The organism is Hungatella sp. (genome assembly GCF_046966825.1).
In genome coordinates this window covers 1-17,640 of the sequence record NZ_JBKVCZ010000133.1, presented here as the reverse complement: position 1 = coordinate 17,640, position 17,640 = coordinate 1, and the positions used below count along the sequence as shown (strand labels likewise).

The following is a 17,640-nucleotide window of genomic DNA, read 5'->3' as shown; positions in this document are numbered from 1 at the left end:
TTTGAGGACATTTTCATTTGTGGTTACTTAGGACATTATCATATTTGGTTTATATGGATAAAAAATTTTATAATTTTCCTGTGTAAAGCAAAAATGAAAATGTCCTGAAAAAAGTGCATTATTAGCACCGGCGCCGCCGGTGCTTTTTTCTGTTTTAATAGCGATTGGCAGAGAGCTCCATTTCGATCCGATGTGGCTGTTTTTGAGCAAACCTTATAAACGTGCTGCGTCTCCATGGATGGCTCATAGGGGGAATATAGCGTTTCTTTGGTTTTTCCCTGGGGATTTCAGGTGCAAATGCCCGGGAGGTTTTCTCGTACTCGGGGACTTCTTCCAGCACCAGCACGGTATTCTCGTTGACAATGCAGAACAGCTGCCCATCAAATGCCTGGATTACCATAACCTTTGTCCCTTTCAGGTAATGTACCTGCCTTCCACTTTTATCTAACATACGATAATGGGTTTTATCCTTTTGAATGCAATGGCCGGCATCCACCACCCGTTCGGTGAGAATGGCAAGGGTCAGGTTGATTTTTTCCTGATCGGGTTGCTTTTCAAAGACAGATTTGATACCATTAAGGGGAAGAGCAAACTCAGCGTTATATTTGGCGATATAGGAACGAAGAAATTCGTTAGCTGCGTTGATCTCTGTAATGCCTGCCAGTCGTAACTCGACTGGCAGTCTTGATTGTAAGGTCTTAAACATACGCTCCACACGCGATTTTGCCTGTGGAATACTGCTGCATTCCAGCTCTACACCGAATTGCTTACAGGAATAAGCAAACTGCGTGTAGGTATCCTCTGCCAGTTCGGTACGGTTCTTCTGCCTGTATTCAAAAACGGTTCTGCGGTCTGTGAAAAAGCCATAAGGAATGCCATACGCAGTGAGTATCTGATGAAACAGGTGGTAGTAGGCATTCAGGGTTTCCTGTGTATCAAAATACGCAGCTGTAATCCGGCCGGTGCAGTCATCTACAGCGATGTGGAGATGTGTGACAGAACCACCGAACCATTCATGAGGAGAAGCATCCATCTGTTCCTGTTCGCCAAAGAAAGCCTTCCGTGGTTTTCGTGTATGTGCATCTTCCACAGCAACGAGATTTTTTTGGATTTCGACGGCTTCTTTGTGGGAAGCCGTCTTTTGTACCGCCTTTAAATGAGCAGAAATACGTTTCTGCTTTGCTTTTGTAACCATAGGGGATAAGATGTAATGTTCTTCCAATATCGATTGAATTGTGGTTGTAGAAACAAGAATGCCTTCCCGCTCCGCAAGCAGCTGCGTAAAATGAGTAAAATTGGCATCAAAGTATTGTTCCTGATAAAGAGAGACGATACGTTTTCTGATATCCTCAGAGAGAGCTGTGGCTGGTTTGCGCCCCCTGTTGCCATGAACAAAGAAAGCTTTTCCCTGTTCTTTATATCCTTTCATCATACGGTTAATCTGCCGTCTGGAAACAGACAGTTTCAGAGCGGCGTTATCCTTATTCCCGCTGGTTTCCACAAGTTTCTTAATAATCTCGTATTTTTCCTGTTCCTTCATCCGAAGTTTAATCTCCTTAATTGTCCTGAACCTCCTGCGTTATAAGCTGTGAGGTTATTATAATACAATTTGAGGACATTTTCATTTGTGGTTACTTAGGACATTATCATATTTGGTTTATAATGGATAAAAAATTTTATAATTTTCCTGTTGACAAATATAATTTCTCATGCTACTATATATGAGGTTCGCTTGACGAGCCAAAAACACAAAATGCTGATGTGGCACAGGTGGTAGCGCACCTCATTGGTAGTGAGGAGGTCACGGGTCCGAGTCCCGTCATCAGCTGGTTAAAACCCTTGATTATTCAAGGGTTTTTTTCTATTTATCTTTCCTTCCCATCTGCCGGAAATGGCACCGCACTCCCCTATTAATAGGTAAAGTAAATAAGCGTTTCTTTTGGCAGTCAGTAAATTAAGACTGACTTTTTTTCTCCAACAGCTCCGCCCTATTATATAGTTAGCTTAGGGTGGGGCGTACTTTAAGGAGGATTTTATATGCATAAGATTAACAATGATGTGAAAAGAGATCAGAAGGTATTAAACCTTATAGAAATGCTGTGCCGCCTGGCCAGCCTTGAGGGATATACTATTACAAAGCTTTCACTTAAAGAGAATGTGACCGGCAGCACAATAAAATAAAACAAGCTAAGATATGATAGATAAAATAATATAATAAAAGATAAGGTATAATAAAAGCAGGACAATCCGTAAAGACCATCACCTGTAATACCACAGTAACCCGATACAATATCATGCGCTCCATCTCTCTCGCCATTTATCACTCTCCCCATTACTCACTAAAATTTCCGAGAGAGCGGTTGATTCTCCATCGCAGCATACCATGCAATAAATGCATACCGGTTCTTGCATACGCACTATACACTGCTGAATCAGCGATTCACTGTAAGAGAAATAATACCTGAAGCAGATCTTTCAGGTTTAAAACAGACAGATCATACTTTTTCAAAATTGTAAGGCGGCCTGTGCAGACCGCCTCTATCATTTTTATCCATATGCTTCTATTATTCTCTTACTATTTTTTATACTCTTCGTACCCTTCATAGCCACATTCATTTTCTTTACGTCCACATTTTTTACAGCCATCATGGAAGCCGCTCCAGTAAAATTCTCTTAATACTTTTTCGAACCATTCACAGTTTTTGCCCTGATCCTGCTCGTGTTCATGCTCGCATTCGCATTCATATTCGCGCCTGGGCTCATATTCACACTCCGGTTTGCACTCATGTCTGGGCTTGCACTCGCACTCGCGTTTTGGTTCACATTCCCGTCTGCACTCGCACTCGCGTTTTGGTTCGCATTCCCGTCTGCATTCACATTCATGTCTGCACTCGCATTCACGCTTAGGCTCGCATTTTTCATAACATCTGCATCTACATCTGCATTTAAAAGTTTCACAACTCATAATCATTTATCTCCTTTAATATTGCACTACACAATATTATATGGGACAAGTAAGAATAGTGTGAATCAATGGATTTATGCACAGCGCAGCCACTGCAGCCGATCATGGGCCATCATGCACCAGCATCACTGCCCTCCCCCTTTTCCCAGTATATTCCAGCCGTATCACACAAAAAACGTTGTATAGTTATTATAAATAAATATTCTGTACATTCCGTACACAAGAATTAAAACAGCCACTGGCGTTTTAATAAAAAAACAAAAGGGGGGATTTTTTATGATTTGTCCACATTGTAATGCCGCCATCTCCGACGACAGCGCCTTCTGTTCTGCCTGTGGAAAACGTCTCGAACAATCGGAGGAGCAGGTGCTGCCTGGGGATTCCGTTGTTTGTCCGGGCTGCGGCTCCGTCAATTCCAGCGGCGCCAACTTCTGTACCAACTGCCGTGCACCGCTGTCCAAAACCGCTCTGGAACAGGTAAAGACCCAGAATGACTTACAGCTGCAGCAGGCTCAGGTAAAGATGCAGGCCATGGCCCTGCAGGCTCAGCAGGAGCAGTTAAAAATCCAGCAGCAGCAATACGATTCCATGGCGAAATGCCCCAGATGCGGCTCCACTTCGCTGTCAGGCAATAAGAAGGGCTTCGGTATCGGAAAAGCGGTTGTGGGCGCTGCGCTTGTAGGTCCGCTGGGTTTAGTAGCCGGTAATCTGGGCGCCAAAAGAGTTCAGGTCACATGCTTAAACTGCGGCAAAAAATTTAAAATGTAGGGAGGTAGTCAATTACCCATGTCTAAAGGCACGGGCTTGTAACTCAACTACACGTAGTACGACATGTTATTCATGTCTCCTACCTCAAACGTTGGCTACAATAGGCTGATTGACGGCAGCCCGCCTGCTTCGGTTCTGCCTAACAGGCCTCTGCGAACAGAGTATTATATCCTTTACGGTAGATGTTTATGGCTCCGGTACGGTCATCATTACTTCGGTAACCGCATGCAGTACAGCAAAATTTATGCCTCTTTCTGCTGCGGTTAGCCTTTGTCGTATTCCCACAGACAGGACAACTCTGACTGGTGTACTTCGGGTCTGCCGCAAGGACTTCTGACTGTGACAGCGCAGCTTTGTATTCCAGCATCTCACGGAACTGATAGAATGCCCAGGAGACCATGACGTACCGGGATTTCAAACGAACTTGTTCTGTAGCAGTGCGTATCCCGGTTAAATCCTCTATAATAAAAAGCGTTCCGGCTCCATACTGTGAGATAAGTGCCTTCGTAACCGCATGGTTTACCGCGGTTACGTAACGGGTTTCTTTCTCACGGAGCTTTTTTAGCTTCCGCTTTGCTGATTTTGTTCCACATGCCTGCAGGCGTTTTCGCAGGGCAAGGGCTTTCGCGCGCTTTTCCTTGACTGCGCGGCCGGAAAAGAACCTGGTGTTCCCTTCCTCATCAAAGGAAACTGCCAAATGGTTCACACCCAGATCAATTCCAACGATATGGTTTAAGATGTTCATACTTTCTACTTCCAGGGTGACCGGAATATGCAGATAATATTTCCTGTTTTTCCGAATCAGTTTAGCAGTGCCAAAGTGTCCGCCGGAACGAAACCAGTGTTCCATCCCTTTTAATTCAAAGGGGATATGCAGCCTGCCGGAAAGGGTATTTAAGCTAATGGACTGACCCGATATGGAGTAATCCCGGTTCCAGACAAGATCATACTCGAAGTTTCGAAAAGATGCTTTCGAAAAGGGGTGTCCATTGCTTTTCATGGATTTATATTTTGCAAGGACGGTCTTAAATACACTCTGTGTCATCTGAGAGCGGAGTCCAAACTGCTGCCTGACCGGGTAGTATAATGCATGCTTTAATTCGAGATAGCGGATGCCTTCCTGTCCAAAAACGAATGCGGAGACAAAGTTCAGCACATCCCGGATAACGGACAGTGTCTTATTCAAAATAATCATCTGCTCTGATGTAGGGTATAGTTTGACTTTAGCAGTAATAGTAATAGATTTCATAGATTTTATACCTCATAATAGATTTATGGACCGAGTACATTTTACCACATATAGAAGTAAAAAACAAACAAATGTTTGAAAAACTAAAAAACAAAAAGGAGAAGGGGCTCGCGAAAGAGTCAGGACGGGCACAATTCCTCTCATGTCTAAAGACACGAGAGGAATTGTGCAGTTTATGAAAATGTTTTGTCGAAAATGCGGGACAGAATTTGATGGAAAATTCTGTCCAAACTGTGGGGAACCGGCGGAAACAATACCGGAAACGCCGGCTCACCAGACAAGTATTAACGGAGTACCGGTGGACAATTCCCCCGTCTCCGTGCCGGTAAAGGAACCACTCTATTCCAAGATTTGGTTTATTGTGCTGATGCTGCTGTTCTGCTGTTTCCCAATCGGCCTCTTTCTCATGTGGAAATACAAAAAATTCAATAAACCGGCCAGAGTCATCATTACTCTTTTCTATGTAATTGTTTTTATTTTCGGACTCTCCAATGCCGGTTCGCAGACTTCAACCCCCGTACCACCGGCCGCAGAAATATCTATGAGTGAACCAGCCGGTACAAAGGAAAAGAACACAGGCCTTGCAGTAAACGGAGAAACCGACGAGGCTCTGGATGAAACCGGTCCCGAAGAGGTCAGCGCCGAAATGACTGCGTCCGCAGATACCACGGCTGCCGAAACCTCCGAACCGGCGAAAAGCAGGTATAAAGCCAGCACCTACAAAGTAGGAAGCGACATTCCCGCCGGGGAATACGTCGTGTACTGCGACTCCTTCATGGGATACATAGAGACCGCAAAGGACAGCAGCGGAACCCTTGACTCCATCATTGCCAACGAGAATATTTCCACCAATTCCATCGTCACCATCTCCGATGGACAGTATTTTAAGATGACCGGGTGCTATGCCGTTCCGATTGACGAGGCAGGCAGTCCGGATACCGGCAGTGACGGTATGTTTAAGGTCGGCGTACACCTTCCGGCAGGAGAGTATAAAATTGAGGTAGATAAGGATTCCGTTATCGGATTTGGCTATGTCGAGATATCCAGGGACAGTTACCACGTGCTGGACTCGATTATCTCAAATGATAATTTTGAAGGTTCGAAGTATATCACCGTGAGTGACGGGCAGTACTTAAAGCTCACCGGATGCAGAATTGTTCCATAACGTCTCTATTTCAAACGCAGAGTGCCGGAAACAGACCATTCCCGGCACTCTTCCTTTCTTCATCTGCGATCATTTTATCAACACAATACCGGCATCTTCTTCCCTGCTGCCGTCCTCACCCTCATAAATCATGATTACGCTGCATTTCCCCTTCTCCACATCGCTTTTCTTTCCGTAAAGCATCAGAATCACCCGGTTGGAAGGAACATCGTAATTTAGTTTCCTGTGCAGTCTTAAGATATTTTCTCCTGATATGTAAAGCGCTGGCCCGACGGTGTGGCTGACTGCCAGAATCGTCGTCTCCCTGCTGCCGGGAGAGCTGAAACTGTACTGGGCTAATATCTCATAATGTGGTATCATTCTGTATAGTGTCACCATCAGAATAACTGCTACTGCAAAACAGGAAAATCTCTTCATTCGGTTCTTCCTTTCTTCTGTATATCTTCTTATGCCTGTATTTCAATACATCTGCTTAGATATATCTAGTACAATATATCTATTTAAATATATCTTATCTTCTCAGATATATTTACATATAATATCACTATACAGAAGGAGGCATTTTATGGGGCACATTAATATCAAGCTGGCTGATTTAATCTTTGAAAAAGGCAAAAGCAAAAACAAAGTCTGTTATCACTGTGAAGTCCAGCGGACTCAGCTGAACAATTACTGCAACAACAAGGTCTCCCGCGTCGACCTGGCCCTGATGGCAAGAGTCTGCGAGTATCTGGACTGTGATATCAGTGCAATTCTGGAGTATGTGAGCGATGAGGAAGATTTAAACGCCGAAGAGGCCAAAGCATCCGAGGCCGCGGAAGAAAAGAAAAAGGACTAGCCGCTCAAACGGACGGCTGGTCCTTCTATTTTTTTCCGTTTTACCCTTGTCTATTATTTTTCCAGTTCATCGAAGCTGGCCCGGAGCGTGTCACAGGACTCGCCCAGACGCTTCTTTTCCTCTTCATTCAAGTCCAGCGGAAGCACGCGGAAAATGCCGTTCTTGTTGATAATACAGGGAACGCCGGCATATACGTCGTTCTGCCCATACTCTCCGCGCAGCATGGCGGATACAGTCAACACACTGTTTTCATCTCCCAGAATCGCTCTCGTGATCCTGGACAGCGCCATACCGATTCCATAGTATGTGGCACTCTTCGCCTCAATAATCTGGTATGCAGCCCCGCGCACGTCCTCCTCGATCCGTTTTAACTCGTCCCCACAGATGACCTCCATCCCGCCTTCCCCCTGTTCACCACAAAGGGAAAGGATGGGCTTCGTGGCGATCATCGCCTGACTCCACGGAACAAATTCGCTGTCTCCGTGCTCTCCCATCACATAGGCATGGACATTACGCGGATCCACGGAAAGGGATTCTCCCAAAAGGTAACGCAGTCTGGCGGTATCCAGGGCGGTTCCGCTGCCCAGCACTCTCCGCGGATTGAAGCCGGAAAGCGAGTACGTGATCCGGGTCATGATATCCACCGGATTTGTCGCCACCAAGAATATTCCGTTGAATCCCGACTCCGTAATCGGGTCTACAATCGATTTAAATACCGCTGCGTTCCGTTTTAACAGGTTTAGCCTGCTCTCCCCCGGCTTCTGTGCTACACCGGCGCAGATGACGGCGATATCCGCGTCTGACGTATCCTTATATTCCCCGGCGTAAATCTTCATGTTGGACGCAGAAAAGGCAAGTCCATGGTTTAAATCCATCGCCTCGCCTTCTGCCCTTTTTCTGTTGATGTCAATCAGAACCAGTTCATTACAGATATTCTGATTCAGCATGGAATATGCATAGCTCATGCCCACCATACCGGTGCCGATGAGCGCCACTTTTCTCTTATCCGTTCTCATAATCAGTTCACTCTCCTGTCTTGTCTTACGGATAGTATAACTGGTTATGGGAAAAATATGCTTTATCCTTAACCCTGACGTTCGATTTTTTTCGCCATCAGCTCACCATTGCTGCTGTAGATCACGGCGCTTTCTTTTGTAATCATCCCCTTTTTATAGAGGTTTAAAAGGCTGGTGTCCATGGATACCATTCCTTCCGACTGTCCTGTGGCGATCACGCTGTCGATCTGGTGCGTCTTGGACTCGCGGATCATGTTCCGGATTGCATTGTTGAAAAACATAATCTCAAAGGCCGGATAAACGCCGCCATCCACCGTGGGAATCAGCTGCTGGGATACAACCGCCTGCATGACCATGGAGATCTGCATCCGGATCTGCTGCTGCTGATTCGGCGGGAAATTATCGATGATACGGTCTATGGTATTGGCCGCCCCGACCGTATGAAGCGTAGAGATGACGAGATGGCCCGTCTCCGCCGCCGTCATGGCGATCTGAATCGTCTCATAATCACGCATCTCACCTACCAGAATGACATCCGGCGCCTGACGAAGGGCTGCCCGGAGTCCGGAGACGTAGCTGTCCGTGTCCGTCACGATCTCTCTCTGGGTTACCACGCTCTTCTTATGACGGTGCAGATACTCGATCGGGTCCTCCAGCGTAATGACGTGGGCGTTTCTCGTATGATTGATCTTGTCAATGATACACGCCAGCGTCGTGCTCTTACCGCTGCCGGCCGGTCCCGTGACCAGGACGAAGCCCTTGGTCAGCTGGGCGATATCGATGATATTCTGTGGTATGTGAAGCGTCTCATAATCGGGCAGATCGAACGTAACCACCCGGATAACTGCAGCTAACGATCCCCTCTGCCGGAATACACTGGAGCGGAATCTCGACACACCGGGAAGGGCGAAGGAGAAATCGTCGTCTCCATGCTCTCTCACCTTCTCCATACTGCGGTTTCCCGCCAGTTCATAAAGTTCTGTGATCAGCGTCTCCATCTGAGCCGGAAACAGCTTCTCCTCATTCTGGCAGACAATTCTGCTGCCCAGCTTATAAGAGAACGGCATGCCGGGTACCAGAAAGATATCCGACGCATTCTGTTCCACAGCCGAACTCAACAAATCAATTACCTTCATACCTGCAAATCTCCCTGTCTTTCTTTCCCGCCGTAATCCGCAAACGGACTATTTCTGTTCTGTATCAGCCGTTCCGCCCCATACCGGCATGGAGTCATCTATTTCGTAATCTTCCGTCTGTATCACGTTCCATTTCGCCACACGCACCGAGCCTTCCCCGTCCAAATCCGTTTCCAGCTCAATATGAAGTGCCTGCGCGCGTTCCATGGCCACTTCCGTCACCGCCGCGCCGTCTTTGTAGTATTCTCCCAGCGCCTTCTCAAGCAGTGCAAGGCGCTCCTCATGCCCTGAGGCATTGGCACAGACCGTCTTCACTTCCCCTGCCACCATGCGGTAGAATGCCTCGCCTTCCGTATCAGCCCTGTAATACTCCGTAACTGCGTCCGCGTTTCTGTTTGCAAGGCTTAAATCACTCTTCGCGGAGGTCAGGGACAGCATACCGAACGTGACGAGACACATAACGATAAAAATCAATATCAGAGAAGAACTTCCAATATTCGCCTTAAATCCGCTCTCCTGCTTAGCCATCTGTTTCCTCCTGTCACCCCTGCTCTCTCTCGTGGCGGCTTACAGAGAGCTTGTAGACGCTGTTTTTCTCACGGCTGACGGTTATCTCCGCCGAGCTCTCCGCTTCGTCCGCCGAAAGCACTGCTGTGTAGATCTTTCCACTAGCGCTTCCGTCTCCGCCGCCCTCCGGAATGTCTTCCGCAAGGTTTCCATTTTTATCAAATTCCATCACATACCGGTTCCCGGCGGCTTCATCGCCAACTGCTTCAACGGCTTCATCACCATCTGTTTTGAAGGCGTCATTGCCGTCTGATCCAGAGGCGTCGTCCTGTGTAGAGACACTGGCGCCGAAACGCTGTTTCAGTCCCTCCGGTCCCTCCAGCTTCCATACCTCGGCCACGCTCTGGGCAATCAGTACCGACTGGTTCAAATCTGCGGCGTCCCGGCTCATCCGGTCCCCTTTCACGAAGACCAGGATGCAGACGCTGGAGCAGAGAATGAAGAAGAAGACCACCATGATCATCTCCATCATAAATATACCCGAATGCTGTTTCCTGCTCATCCTTTCATCCTCCGCTTCTTAAAGACAGCCAGATCCGGCCGCCTCCATCGCCACTGGTTGAGACGGAAAGCAACTCCCCATCCATGGACATGGCCACTTCGTCGCATTCCAGAATCTCATAGCCGTCATTTACGCCCAGACCGCTCTCCGTATCGGTGAACAGCTCCCAAAGCTTCCCATCTCTATAGTATATATAAGTCACGTATTCAGAACCGTTTATCTCCTGCTTCAACTGGAGGACTGTGATTCCATCCATCTCGGTCAGTCCCACCATTCCGTCCTCGTCGCCCTGCCTTACCTTGTTGGCAATATAGCTCAGAGCCACATCGCCGCGATAGGTCGACTCCGTCCTGGCATTGATATTCTCGTAGACCTTTCCTCCGATCAAAACCGCAAACAGCGCACAGAGCACAAATACGAGGAACAGAAGCATGGTAAACAACGTATTCACCAGCTGTCCCTTATGATCATTTCTGCGGCCCATCCGCGCACCTCCCAGCTATTATTCGTGAAGATTGACCGTAATATCCGGCATGAAGTTGGACGCGAATCCGCTGTAAAACACATCATACTTATCCCGGTCAATCAAAATCCCGTAATTTTCCTCCAGATAATCCACACTGGGCGGATATCTGCCTTCAATGGCGTAGCACTGCACGGAAGCTCTCCGTATGGCATCCCGCAGCGTATCCGCACCTCTCGCATCGGCCTTCTTTGAAAAGGACATGATTCCTGTTACAAAAAGCGCCAGCACGCACATAAATACCAGTACGGACAGGACGTAGCCATAGATTTCCTTCCCTGTCTGTTTCCATCTTTTCATCGGCTCACCTCTTATCCAATGGCTGAAAGCACACCGACTAACGGCAGCATGACAGAGAGAAGAATCAGACCGACAGCCACAGCGAGAACAGCTACCATCGTCGGTTCAAGCCGGTTTACCATATTGTCCAGCGCCGTATCCGCTTCCTCTTCGCAGCTTCTGGATATCTCCTCCATCACCTCATCCAGGCGGCCGCTTCTGACGCCCACCTTGATCATTTGAACATGGAATCCACCGAACAGACCGGTGTTCTTCATGGCGCTGTAATAATCGGTTCCTGTCTCCAGTTCCTCTCCGCAGGCCTTGATCTTTTCCTCTACCGCAGGATTTTCCACCAGCTCAGCCGCCAGCTCCATGCCCTTTTCCAACTCCAGACCGCTGTGAAGTGTCAGAGCCAGCACAGAAGTAAATCTGCGGTTCGCCACCGCCAGCGCGATCCGGCTCTTTCTCTTAAACCGGTCCATCATGTGCTGAGCCGCCTGTATCTTTTTGCCGCCTCTTCCCATGAGCCAGATAACGAAAGCCGCCGCGGCCAGAAGAATCCCCGCAATAAGAGCCACTCCACTGAATATGCCGCCCAGTCTTGTCGCCGCCATGGATACGGGGCTGAGACGCGCTCCCAGCTGCTCATAAACACTTTCAAAAATAGGCATTACCTTCGTAAACAGGACAAACAGGACAACCAAAAGCATAAAAATCATGATGACCGGATACGTCACCGCGTTTTTGATGCTTTTCATCAGAATGTATTCTTTTTCATAGTACTCTGAAAGAGACGCCATCATCTGATCCAGAGTTCCTGTTTCCTCGCCCAGTTTCGCCATCCGGATCACGTAAGACGGATAACTTCCCACCTGCTCCAGAACGACAGAAAACGGGCTTCCCAGCTCCACTTCCTCAGACATATGTAACAGAATCTTTTTCTCCTCTTCATCTGCCGCATCCTCCGCCATAACAGACAATCCCTCATCAAGAGGGATTGCCGCGCGAAGCAGAAGAGATATCTGAAGACAGAAAGCCGAAAGCTCCCGGGCGGAATAATGTTTTTTTAATTCCTTCGCCATGTATCGCTTCTCCTTTATGATATGAAATTTTAATAAGAGTATTTTGCTTTATAATTCGAGCTGTTCTTGATATACTCTTCAATCGCCGGATCTCCCTTGCCGGAGGAGGCGAATGTCGGATCCATCAGTTTCCAGTCATGGCCGTCAAAGTAGATGATATTGTCCACCCAGCCCTGGCCCTCGATATAAACATTAATCCATGCGTGATACAGGCTGCCTGTATATCCCACCACCAGCTTGGTCGGAATATTCTGGGAACGCAGCATCGCCGTCATAACCGCGGCGTAATCAAAACAGATTCCCTTTTTCTGAGACAGGATAGAATCGCAGTTCGGAAGATATCCGGACTGAACGGAGTTGGCTTTTGCCGTATCATATGTAATGTTGGTGACCACATAATTGTAAACGGACGAGACAACATCCAGTGCATCCGCAGAAGACGCGGCCACCTCTGCGCCCTTCTTTACTACGCTGCTGTCCGCAGTGAAATTCACATACTGATTGGGATATAAGAACGGTGCAAACTGGTCTGCAAGAGATACGGACAAATCCTGGCTGAACTTCACCGCATACTGGTTGCCCTGTACCTGTTCCAACACTCTCACCGTATAGCTGCCGTTGCCTTCCGACATCGGAAACACCTCATAGGCAGATCTGGCATTTAAATCATACGTATACGTCTCTCCGCCGCTTTTGATCACCTGAACCTTGATCTTGGAAGAGCCTCCCGTATACTGCACCATCACATAGCCCTGGGACAGATTGGACGCATCCAGTGTCACAGAGTTATTGCTGTAAGTCGTCGTACCGGAAGCCTGCGGTGTTCTCACGTTGCTCCCCGCCGGCTTTGAATACAGCGGAACCGCTTCCTCTTCGACAGTCACGACAGCCAGGCTCTCCGGTTCTTCTGCCAGCGCAGCCGTACTCTCTGCGGCAATCGTCTGAGATTCAGCCACAGATGCCTTCTGGCTCTGGCAGCCGCTCACCGACACCATAAGCGCCGTGCAGGCGGTCAGCACTACAATTCTATTCTTCTTCATCTTTCCTCATCTCCATCTCACATCGAAACTGGACCTGGTTCCTCCCTGCATAAATACGCCGGGCGGCACTAGCCCAGACGCTGTCTGACGATCTCGTAAGCGAGCACACCCGCGGCTACGGAAGCGTTCAGCGAGTCGATATCGCCCTTCATGGGGATCGATGCAACCATGTCGCATTTTTCCCTGACGAGTCTTCCCACACCGTCTCCTTCGCCGCCGATCACCAGACCGACAGGCCCTTTTAAATTCAGCCGGTACATCAATTCGCCGTTCATATCCGCACAGACGAACCAAAGTCCCTTTTCCTTCAACTCTTCAATCGTGGCCGCCAGGTTTGTAACCTTCGCCACCGGTGTATAGTTGAGGGCTCCCGCCGAGGTCTTTGCCACTACCGCCGTAAGGCCTGAAGCGCGCCGTTTCGGAATAATCACTCCATGGGCTCCCGCTAAGTTAGCCGTACGGATGATCGCGCCCAGATTATGGGGATCCTCAATCCCATCCAGCAGGAAAATAAACGGTGGTTCCCCTTTTTCCTCAGCCGCCTTCAAAATATCTTCTACTTCAGCATATTCATAAGCCGCAGCATGTGCGATCACTCCCTGGTGATGGCCTTCCTCCGACATCTGATTCAAACGTTCCCTGGAAACGAAATTCACGATCGTATCCTGCTTCTTCGCCTCTCTGATAATGGACTGGATAGGACCGTCCTTTACGCCATCCTGCACATAAAGCTTATCAATGGTCTTTCCCGCGCGGAATGCCTCCAGCACGGCGTTTCTTCCTTCTATTGTAAATTCTTCCGTCATTCCAGTTCTCCTATTTTCTCAAATCCGTGGCTGATCAGTGTGACCAGCCGCTTCAGACGGCCCGTCAGGTAAAGGTAGCCGCAAAGCGCCTCAAAGCCCGTAGCCGTTCTATAGTCCACCACGGTCGCATGCTTCGCCGTCGTCACCGACTTGGCGTTTCGTCCGCGTTTGTAGACCGCCGTCTCTTCTTCGGTAAGCTCTTCCAAAATGAGCCGTATCATCTCTGCCTGAGTGCCTGCATTGACCAGCGACGCACTCTTCTTATGCATCTTGTTCACCTGAATGCTTCCATGATTGATCACCATGGTGCGGACAATCAGTTCATAGACAGCATCTCCGATATAGGCCAGCGCCAGCGGAGAATACGTCTTCGGATCCATCTCCTTCAGCCTCAGCGCCTCATTGCAAAAGGTCTGGAAACTGACCTCTTCTCTTACGCCCTCTTCCATTTTACACCTTCTCTGGTGTCTTCCAGAACGATTCCCTTTAAAAGAAGCTGTCCGCGAATCTCATCGGCCAGCGCGAAATTCTTATCCTTTCTCGCCTGCTGTCTCGCCGCGATCATCTCTTCGATCTCAGAATCCAGTATCTCTTCCTTTTTCTCGGTGACGATGCCCAACACGTCGCACAGCTTTTCGATAGTCTCTTTCAAATATACTACGTAAGCCCTGGAACTGTCTGGCCCTGCTGTGGAATTGCTCAGCTTGACGAGTTCAAAGACAGCAGAAATACCATCTGCGGTGTTAAAATCGTCATCCATGGCTGCCTCATACTTTGCAACCAGCTCGTCAACAGCTTCCCTGCTCTCGCCTTCTTTAAACGAATCGCCTGCCGCGCTGCTCTCCAGATCCTTAAGCTTCTGGACCGCAGTCAGAATTCGCTCTAATCCATTCTTGGAAGACTCCATCAGCTCCGCGCTGAAATTCAGCGGGCTTCTGTAGTGAGCGCTCAGCATAAAGAAGCGAAGCACCGATAAATCATACTTCTCGCTGATCTCCCTGACAGTAAAGAAATTACCCAGGGATTTCGACATCTTCCTGTTATCAATATTTAAAAATGCATTGTGCATCCAGTATTTTGCAAACTCTTTGCCGTTAGCCGACTCACTCTGAGCAATCTCATTCTCATGATGCGGGAAGACAAGGTCCTCTCCGCCCGCATGGATATCGATCTGGTCGCCCAAATACTTCTTGGACATGACAGAACACTCGATATGCCAGCCAGGACGTCCCTCACACCATGGAGACTCCCAGTAAGGTTCCCCATCTTTTTTTGGCTTCCAGAGAACAAAATCCGTCGGATCCTCTTTGCCTTCCTCTCCCGTCACCTTGATCTCACGGAAGCCGGACTGCAGATCCTCGATATTCTTATGGGACAGCTTTCCATAGCCGTCAAATGATTTTGTACGGAAATAAACGGTTCCGTCGGCCGCCACGTAAGCATGGCCGCTCTCGATCAGGCTGCCGATCATATCCAGCATCCCGCAGATTTCCTCTGTAGCGAGCGGATTCTTCGTGGCCGGCTTCACATTCAGCCCTTCCATGTCCTTCTTGCATTCTTCGATATAACGCTTGGAAATGGTATCGGCATCCACTCCCTCTTCAATGGCCTTCTTGATGATCTTATCGTCCACATCGGTAAAGTTGGAAACAAAATTCACCTCGTAGCCCTTGTATTCAAAATACCGTCTGACCGTATCAAACACGATCATCGGCCTCGCATTTCCTATATGAATGAAGTTGTATACCGTCGGTCCGCAGACATACATCTTGACCTTTCCCGGTTCCAGCGGCACAAATTCTTCCTTCTGCCTCGTCAATGTATTAAAAATTTTCATAGTTCCCTCCTGTTTGATTATTTCCCGCAGCAGCCACCACTACAGCCCTGACAGCCGCTGTCCATGATTTTATCATCATAACAGTAATCCCCCACTGTCGTCAATAAGGTAATTGCCTGTGCTGAAATTCCTTCCCCGCTGCCCGTAAAGCCCAGACCTTCCTCGGTCGTTGCCTTTACGCTGACACGGTCTGCCGGTATTTTAAGGGCGGCAGCGATATTCTCCGCCATCTGCGGTCTGTAATCCTTAAGTTTGGGCCTCTGAGCAATGATTGTCGCATCGATGTTCTCGATCACGTACCCCTTCTCTTCCAGAAGCGTTCCGACGCGCTTTAAGAGTTCCACGCTGGATATTCCCTTATAAGCCGGATCCGTATCCGGAAAGTGTTCCCCGATATCCCCCAGCGCCGCCGCGCCGAGCAGGGCGTCCATCACCGCGTGAACTAACACGTCCGCGTCAGAATGGCCTAAAAGTCCTTTTTCATAGGGAACCTTTACTCCTCCGAGAATCAAATCCCTTCCGTCCGTCAATTTGTGTACATCGTATCCCTGTCCGATTCTCATATGATATCTTATATCCTTTCTGAAATCTGTGTATTTATTTTAATCCACATTCTGAGTCCAGAATACAAAAAACAGAATAACATAGTAGCTGTGCTGCCATTTTATCCGGTTGCCAGGATTAAAATTAAATTCTGACTGTATTTCTAAATAAAATATTAAACAATCATGCGGACCGCCTTTTTGATACAGCGCAGCTGTATGTCGTTCTGACAGAAACAGCTCTCTCCATCCACATGAACCGCCATCGGCTTATCCACATGAACCATGGCCTCCCCACATGTATAAAACCGGGTTCCCTTATTATGGGACTGCCTTCCAAACATGGAGTTTAAAAGCACCGGTATTAGTTTTCTCTTTTTTCTGTTATTCATTACACAAATGGAAAGTTTTCCATCGTCATAGCTGGCATCCGGCGCAAATTTAAAACCGCCGCCTTCATACGGATGAATATGTGCGGAAATAAAATAGGCATGATTAAACTCCACCTTCTGAACTCCATCCAACAGCAAATAGCCCTTAGCAGGCTTTGCAAGCAAGAGCTGTTTGACACCGATCAGAAGATAGGTCAGCTTTCCTATATGAAGCTTATTTAAAATTCCCTTTGTCCTGGAATAAAGAATGTTATGACAAACCGCCGCATCCATGCCAATACCTGCGCTGACCATAAATCTTCTGCAGGAAATCTCATCTCCGCCATATGTAAGCACTCCGTAATCCAACTGCTTATGGTACTTTGGAGACAGAATCTTCTTCAGACAGCGTCCCGGTTTTCTCGGCAATCTCAAGCTTCTTGCTAAATCATTGCCTGAACCGGCAGGAATATAACCTAAGGTAACGGGGCTGCAGAAAGAAAGACCATCCAGAATCTCGTTGACAGTGCCGTCCCCGCCGACTGCAACGATCACGTGCGGTTCCCTGCACCCTTCTGTCAGCTTTCTGGCAAAAACCTTCGCATCTCCCGGCTTCTCAGTTATATACGCCTGATACTGGGCGTTCTCACGCTCCAGAATCCTTTCCAGTTTTTTCCATACGTTCTTCCCCCGCCCGCATCGCGCGTTTGGGTTTATGATAAAATAGTACATGGAATCCCTCCACCATTTGCTAATCTTAAGTATATCATAAATCATATAAAATGAATAATAAAATTTTCTTAAAAATATTTCCAAAAAAGTGTTGACAATTTACACAATTCATATTATACTAGCAAAGCAGTCGGGAACACAGAAACAAAAAGTTCTGAGACAAGCATGGGATCTTAGCTCAGCTGGGAGAGCATCTGCCTTACAAGCAGAGGGTCACAG

General features: G+C 48.0%; 20 protein-coding genes and 1 tRNA gene. 5 read left to right on the top strand and 16 right to left on the bottom strand.

What is annotated here, in order from left to right; all coding sequences use genetic code 11:
- Positions 1-154: 154 nt before the first annotated feature.
- The gene (locus tag ACLTD4_RS27400; RefSeq protein WP_055657671.1) at positions 155-1,540 is read right to left on the bottom strand and encodes an ISNCY family transposase; all 1,386 of its coding nucleotides are present in this window, start codon (positions 1,538-1,540) and stop codon (positions 155-157) included.
- A gap of 215 nt (positions 1,541-1,755) precedes the next feature.
- Here ACLTD4_RS27400 and ACLTD4_RS27395 point away from each other — a divergent pair.
- The 3 genes from ACLTD4_RS27395 (at position 1,756) to ACLTD4_RS27385 (ending at position 3,733) form a co-directional block, all read left to right on the top strand.
- Positions 1,756-1,828, top strand: a tRNA-Thr gene (locus ACLTD4_RS27395).
- Positions 1,829-2,037: 209 nt separating this feature from the next.
- A complete protein-coding gene (locus ACLTD4_RS27390) occupies positions 2,038-2,181 on the top strand; it encodes a hypothetical protein (protein ID WP_155521551.1) in 144 nt (47 codons plus the stop codon).
- Between the two features lie 1,060 nt (positions 2,182-3,241).
- Positions 3,242-3,733, top strand: coding sequence for a zinc ribbon domain-containing protein (locus ACLTD4_RS27385; protein ID WP_117624618.1), 492 nt, complete (start codon positions 3,242-3,244; stop codon positions 3,731-3,733).
- Between the two features lie 139 nt (positions 3,734-3,872).
- On the opposite strand, the gene ACLTD4_RS27380 is transcribed toward ACLTD4_RS27385, so the two are convergent.
- A complete protein-coding gene (locus ACLTD4_RS27380) occupies positions 3,873-4,982 on the bottom strand; it encodes an RNA-guided endonuclease InsQ/TnpB family protein (RefSeq protein WP_412331724.1) in 1,110 nt (369 codons plus the stop codon).
- Positions 4,983-5,157: 175 nt separating this feature from the next.
- Between ACLTD4_RS27380 and ACLTD4_RS27375 the strand changes: the two genes are divergently transcribed.
- Entirely contained in the window at positions 5,158-6,147 is a 990-nt protein-coding gene (locus ACLTD4_RS27375) for a zinc ribbon domain-containing protein (RefSeq protein ID WP_117623586.1), read from the top strand.
- 69 nt (positions 6,148-6,216) lie between these two features.
- On the opposite strand, the gene ACLTD4_RS27370 is transcribed toward ACLTD4_RS27375, so the two are convergent.
- A complete protein-coding gene (locus ACLTD4_RS27370) occupies positions 6,217-6,564 on the bottom strand; it encodes a hypothetical protein (RefSeq protein ID WP_117623585.1) in 348 nt (115 codons plus the stop codon).
- 148 nt (positions 6,565-6,712) lie between these two features.
- Here ACLTD4_RS27370 and ACLTD4_RS27365 point away from each other — a divergent pair, with 148 nt between their 5' ends.
- Positions 6,713-6,985 (top strand): helix-turn-helix domain-containing protein, encoded by a 273-nt coding sequence (locus ACLTD4_RS27365; RefSeq protein ID WP_055660426.1) that lies wholly within the window; start codon positions 6,713-6,715, stop codon positions 6,983-6,985.
- A 53-nt stretch (positions 6,986-7,038) separates the two neighbouring features.
- Here the strand turns inward: ACLTD4_RS27365 and ACLTD4_RS27360 are convergent, their stop codons facing one another.
- From ACLTD4_RS27360 to ACLTD4_RS27300, 13 genes are all read right to left on the bottom strand, one after another.
- Complete coding sequence (locus ACLTD4_RS27360) at positions 7,039-8,001, bottom strand: L-lactate dehydrogenase (protein WP_117623584.1); 963 nt, start codon at positions 7,999-8,001, stop codon at positions 7,039-7,041.
- Between the two features lie 68 nt (positions 8,002-8,069).
- On the bottom strand, positions 8,070-9,137 hold the full coding sequence (locus ACLTD4_RS27355) for a type IV pilus twitching motility protein PilT (protein ID WP_002603282.1): 1,068 nt from the start codon (positions 9,135-9,137) through the stop codon (positions 8,070-8,072).
- Positions 9,138-9,185: 48 nt separating this feature from the next.
- Positions 9,186-9,665 carry a short-chain dehydrogenase gene (locus ACLTD4_RS27350; RefSeq protein WP_117623583.1) on the bottom strand — a complete coding sequence of 160 codons (480 nt, stop codon included), beginning with the start codon at positions 9,663-9,665 and terminating at the stop codon, positions 9,186-9,188.
- 13 nt (positions 9,666-9,678) lie between these two features.
- The gene (locus ACLTD4_RS27345; protein ID WP_117623582.1) at positions 9,679-10,206 is read right to left on the bottom strand and encodes a hypothetical protein; all 528 of its coding nucleotides are present in this window, start codon (positions 10,204-10,206) and stop codon (positions 9,679-9,681) included.
- A gap of 4 nt (positions 10,207-10,210) precedes the next feature.
- Positions 10,211-10,690, bottom strand: a complete 480-nt coding sequence (locus tag ACLTD4_RS27340; RefSeq protein ID WP_002603279.1) for a DUF4860 domain-containing protein — start codon at positions 10,688-10,690, stop codon at positions 10,211-10,213.
- An 18-nt stretch (positions 10,691-10,708) separates the two neighbouring features.
- Positions 10,709-11,029 carry a hypothetical protein gene (locus tag ACLTD4_RS27335; RefSeq protein ID WP_055660432.1) on the bottom strand — a complete coding sequence of 107 codons (321 nt, stop codon included), beginning with the start codon at positions 11,027-11,029 and terminating at the stop codon, positions 10,709-10,711.
- Positions 11,030-11,040: 11 nt separating this feature from the next.
- Positions 11,041-12,093: a type II secretion system F family protein gene (locus tag ACLTD4_RS27330; protein WP_055660434.1), complete on the bottom strand. Its 1,053-nt coding sequence runs from the start codon at positions 12,091-12,093 to the stop codon at positions 11,041-11,043.
- Between the two features lie 29 nt (positions 12,094-12,122).
- Complete coding sequence (locus ACLTD4_RS27325) at positions 12,123-13,133, bottom strand: transglutaminase-like domain-containing protein (RefSeq protein ID WP_242354368.1); 1,011 nt, start codon at positions 13,131-13,133, stop codon at positions 12,123-12,125.
- Positions 13,134-13,201: 68 nt separating this feature from the next.
- On the bottom strand, positions 13,202-13,939 hold the full coding sequence (rlmB, locus tag ACLTD4_RS27320) for a 23S rRNA (guanosine(2251)-2'-O)-methyltransferase RlmB (protein WP_055660440.1): 738 nt from the start codon (positions 13,937-13,939) through the stop codon (positions 13,202-13,204).
- Positions 13,936-14,388 (bottom strand): Mini-ribonuclease 3, encoded by a 453-nt coding sequence (locus tag ACLTD4_RS27315; protein WP_055660442.1) that lies wholly within the window; start codon positions 14,386-14,388, stop codon positions 13,936-13,938. The genes rlmB and ACLTD4_RS27315 overlap by 4 nt, the downstream gene beginning before the upstream one ends.
- Positions 14,373-15,776, bottom strand: coding sequence for a cysteine--tRNA ligase (cysS, locus tag ACLTD4_RS27310; RefSeq protein ID WP_117623581.1), 1,404 nt, complete (start codon positions 15,774-15,776; stop codon positions 14,373-14,375). Before cysS ends, ACLTD4_RS27315 begins: the two co-directional genes overlap by 16 nt.
- A 17-nt stretch (positions 15,777-15,793) precedes the next feature.
- Positions 15,794-16,339: a 2-C-methyl-D-erythritol 2,4-cyclodiphosphate synthase gene (gene ispF, locus ACLTD4_RS27305; RefSeq protein WP_055660445.1), complete on the bottom strand. Its 546-nt coding sequence runs from the start codon at positions 16,337-16,339 to the stop codon at positions 15,794-15,796.
- A 155-nt stretch (positions 16,340-16,494) separates the two neighbouring features.
- Positions 16,495-17,421: a diacylglycerol/lipid kinase family protein gene (locus ACLTD4_RS27300; RefSeq protein WP_055660447.1), complete on the bottom strand. Its 927-nt coding sequence runs from the start codon at positions 17,419-17,421 to the stop codon at positions 16,495-16,497.
- Positions 17,422-17,640: the final 219 nt, after the last annotated feature.